General features: G+C 69.6%; 3 protein-coding genes. 1 reads left to right on the top strand and 2 read right to left on the bottom strand.

Going from position 1 to position 3,727, the window contains the following annotated elements; all coding sequences use genetic code 11:
* Positions 1 to 14 precede the first annotated feature (14 nt).
* Both AB0C29_RS21840 and AB0C29_RS21835 read right to left on the bottom strand, forming a co-directional pair.
* Positions 15 to 1,034 carry a polysaccharide deacetylase family protein gene (locus AB0C29_RS21840; protein ID WP_360822855.1) on the bottom strand — a complete coding sequence of 340 codons (1,020 nt, stop codon included), beginning with the start codon at positions 1,032 to 1,034 and terminating at the stop codon, positions 15 to 17.
* A 37-nt stretch (positions 1,035 to 1,071) separates the two neighbouring features.
* Positions 1,072 to 2,097, bottom strand: coding sequence for a glycoside hydrolase family 11 protein (locus AB0C29_RS21835; protein ID WP_360822852.1), 1,026 nt, complete (start codon positions 2,095 to 2,097; stop codon positions 1,072 to 1,074).
* 334 nt (positions 2,098 to 2,431) lie between these two features.
* On the opposite strand from AB0C29_RS21835, the gene AB0C29_RS21830 reads away from it, so the two are divergent.
* Positions 2,432 to 3,727, top strand: a 1,296-nt coding sequence (locus AB0C29_RS21830) for an NB-ARC domain-containing protein (protein ID WP_360822849.1), incomplete at its 3' end; no start/stop codon positions are given.

Genomic DNA, 3,727 nt, shown 5'->3' with positions numbered 1-3,727 from the left:
CGCCACCATCCGGTTCAGCCCACTCGACAGGAGACTGTCGGCCAGGTGGTGCTGCCGTTCTTCTGAATCGTCACGCCGAAGTTGTTGCCACTGCCGTTGGGCTGGGCGACGAGTTGTTGCGCGCTCGGGTAGCTCGCGTTGATGTTCCAGGTGGAGAGGACCTTCTCCGGAGCCGGGATGTTCATCGTCACGGTCCACGTGTTCGAGCCGCTGACGGCGACGTTCAGGTTGTACCGGTCGTTCCAGCTCTGACCGGCCGACAACGTGGCGGTGCAGCTGCCGCCGCCCTGCGGCGGTGGCGTCGTCGTCGGGTTCGGGTTCGGCGTCGTCGGGTTGGAGGTGCCGGTCGGGGCGACCGCCCGGCCGGTCGACGGGGAGATCATGCCGGCGCACAGATTGCGGCCGGCCAGACCCTGGGCGATACGCGGGATGGCGGCCAGGGTGTTGGCCGGCCAGTCGTGCATCAGGATGATCTGGCCGTTGGTGAGCCGGGCGTTGGCCGCCACGATGGCGTCGGTGCTGGCGTTGTTCCAGTCCTGCGAGTCGACGTCCCAGATGATCTCGGTCAGGCCGTACTTCTGCTCGACCGAGCGCAGGGTCGCGTTGGTCTCGCCGTACGGCGGGCGGAACAGCTTGGGCGTGCCACCGCCGGCGTTCGCGATCGCCGTCTGCGTACGGCTGATCTCCGAGTCCATGCTGGCCTGGCTGCCCTGCGTCAGGTGGGCGTGGGAGTAGCTGTGGTTACCGACCCACATGCCCGCGTCGACCTGGGCCCGGACCAGGCCCGGGTTCTGCGAGGCATAGTTGCCCTGGTTGAACATGGTGGCCCGCAGGCCGTTCTGACGCAGCGCGTTCAGCAGGGCCTGGGTGTTGCCCGACGGCCCGTCGTCGAAGGTCAGTCCGACGTAGCCGTTGCAGGTGGCCGCCTCGGACGGCGTGGCGGTGACAGTGGTGGCGACGAAGCCCAGGGCGGCCAGGGCGGCCACCGTCAGGCCGGTCAGCGTCCCTCTCCACCGACGTGATGTGGTCAGCATGCGGCACGTTCCTCCTCTCGGATCGAACTGGTCCGGATCAGCCGGCCTGGCACGAGACGCTCGGCCAGGTGGTGCTGCCGTTCTTCTGGATCGTCACGCCGAAGTTGTTGCCGCTGCCGTTCGGCTTGGCGACCAGGGTCTGGGCGCTGGGGTAGCTCGCGGAGATGTTCCACGTCGAGAGCACCTTCTGCGGTGCCACGACGTTCATCGTCACGGTCCAGTTGCTGGAGCCGCTGACCGCGACGTTGAGGTTGTAGCGGTCGGACCACGAGTCTCCGGCGGTCACCGCGGCGGTGCAGCCACCACCACCGCCGGCCGGCGGGGTCGTCGTCTGGCCCGGGTTCGGGACCGTGGTGCCGCCGCTGCTCACGGTGATGTTCGAGCTGCCGCTGCTCTGGTAGCCCTCGGTCGCGATGATCTGGTAGTCGTGCGAGCCGAGCTGCAGACCGGAGCGGGTCCAGGCGTCGAAGTGGTTGCCGGTGGTGATGGAGCCGCCGGTGCGCTTCTGCTGCCGCACACTCCAGTACTGGTAGAACGTCGCCGTGCCCTCGATCGACGGCTGGTTGACCCGCTGGGTGCGGTAGACGTCGTAGGTGCCGCCGTCCGAGGTCACCGTGCCGAGCCGGGTCGCGCCCGTGCTCGGGTTGTAGTTGCCGAAGTTCTCGACCACGTAGTACTCGACCAGCGGGTTGCGGGTCCAGCCGTAGAGCGCCAGGTAGCCGTTGCCGTTGACGTTGAACGAGCCGGAGTAGTTGATCGTGCGCCGGGCACCGGTCGCCCAGCCCTTGCCGCCGACCCAGTTGTTGACGTTGCTCCACTGGGACGTGTAGTTGCCGTCCGGCCCCAGCGTCATGGAGACGTTGCCGCTGTCCTTCCAGAACGAGAAGAAGTAGCCGTTGTGGCTGCCGGTGGTGTTCGACGTGACGGTCCGGTTGGCCTCGGCGCTGGCGTCGACCGCCATCGCGGTGCCGGCGAGGGCGATCGCCATGGCGCAGCCGACACCGAACAGCGTTCTGACCAGGCCGCGCCGGCGGCCCTTCGGTTGCACGGGAGCTACTTGCATCGCGGACGTCCTCCTCGGGGGGAGCCTGGCGGGGGACCAGGCGGGGTTCATGTCCATCTATCGATTGACGGCTGAAGTATCGATCGGCGGCCATGGCGAAGTCAACAACTTCCGGAAACACACCGGAATTACGAACTTGGACAAAATGCCACCCATGGCGGATCCGCCCAGCTCAGCTGCACTGGCGGACAAGGCAGAAACGAGGAGACCGCAAGCCGCGCGACCGTTTTGTCCCTCACTGAAGCACCCGCCGTTGCCGAAAGTTTCGGTCGTCGTCCTTGTCGCATCGGTGACTTTCCGTGAGGGAAAGCGGCCGGGTGAATAGGGTTCTGGCGTGTCAGCTTTCGCGAGTCCGCCTGATCCCGAACGGGCCGGCTCGGTCGACGAGATCGTGCAACGGTTGCGGCTGCTCAAGGCGTGGGCCGGGAGTCCCTCGTTCGACACGATCACCGCGCGCGTCAATGCCGCCTGGTCGCGCTCGGGACGGGCGGCCGACCTGGTCGACCGGACCACCGTGGTCGACTGTTTCCGGCCCGGGCGGCGCCGGCTGAACGCCGATCTGGTGGACGCCGTCGTCGAGGCCCTGCACACCGATCCCGGCTATGTCGCGCGCTGGCGGCAGGCGCTGCGGGTCGTCGGCGGTGAGATCCAGGCCGCTGCCCAGGTACGGGTCAGCGCCGCCCTGCCGGCAGCCCTGCCCGCGTTCACCGCACGGGAGTCCGAGCTGGAGCGGGTCCGGTCGGCCTTCGGCGACGGCACCCGGGTCTGCCTCATCACCGGGATGGCCGGCGCCGGCAAGTCCCAGCTCGCGGTCCGGGCCGGGCACCTGCTCGCCGCGGAGCACACCTTCGACCGGGTGCTGTTCGTCAACCTGCGCGGTTTCCACGAGGACGCGACCCAGCCGCCGGCCGATCCCTCGGCCGTGCTCGACGGCATGCTGCAGAGCCTGGGGGTGCCCAGCCTGCGCATCCCGTACGGGATGACAGCGCGCGCCACCGCGCTGCGGGAGCGGCTCACCGGGCTGCGGGTGTTGCTCGTGCTCGACAACGCCGCCGACGAGCAGCAACTGGAGCCGCTGTTGCCGGACACGCCCGGGTCGTTCGCGCTGGTCACCAGCCGGCGCCGGCTCCCGGGGATCGTGGGAGCCACGCGCCTCGCCGTGGACGCGTTCACGCCGGCGGAAGCGCTGCGCTTTCTCGGCGCGGTGCGCCCGCCGGTCCCGCTCGGGCCGGACCCGTCGGCACCGGCCCGGATCGCCCGGAGCTGCGGTTACCTTCCGCTCGCGCTGGCCCTGATGAGCGGGCAGCTGCGGGCGACGCCCTGGTGGACGCTGACCGACCACGCCGACCGGCTCGACGAGCGCCGGCAGGAGCGGCGGCTCGATGACGTCGTCGAGCTGACCCTGCGCGTCTCCTACGACCACCTCGGTGGGTGCCGGCGGTTGCTGCGCCTGCTCGCGCTGCATCCCGGGCCGGACTTCGACGGGTACGCGGCAGCGGCGCTGGCCGGCGCGGACCCGGCCACGGTGCGCGCGGAGCTCGACGACCTGTGCCGGGACCATCTGGTGCAACCCGCCGGCGAGGGCCGGTACGCGTTCCACGATCTCGTACGGGCGTTCGCGGCGAACCGC

Origin of the sequence: Actinoplanes sp. NPDC048791 (assembly GCF_040650095.1) — a bacterium.
GTDB lineage: Bacteria > Actinomycetota > Actinomycetes > Mycobacteriales > Micromonosporaceae > Actinoplanes.
This window is presented reverse-complemented; position numbering and strand designations above follow the sequence as displayed.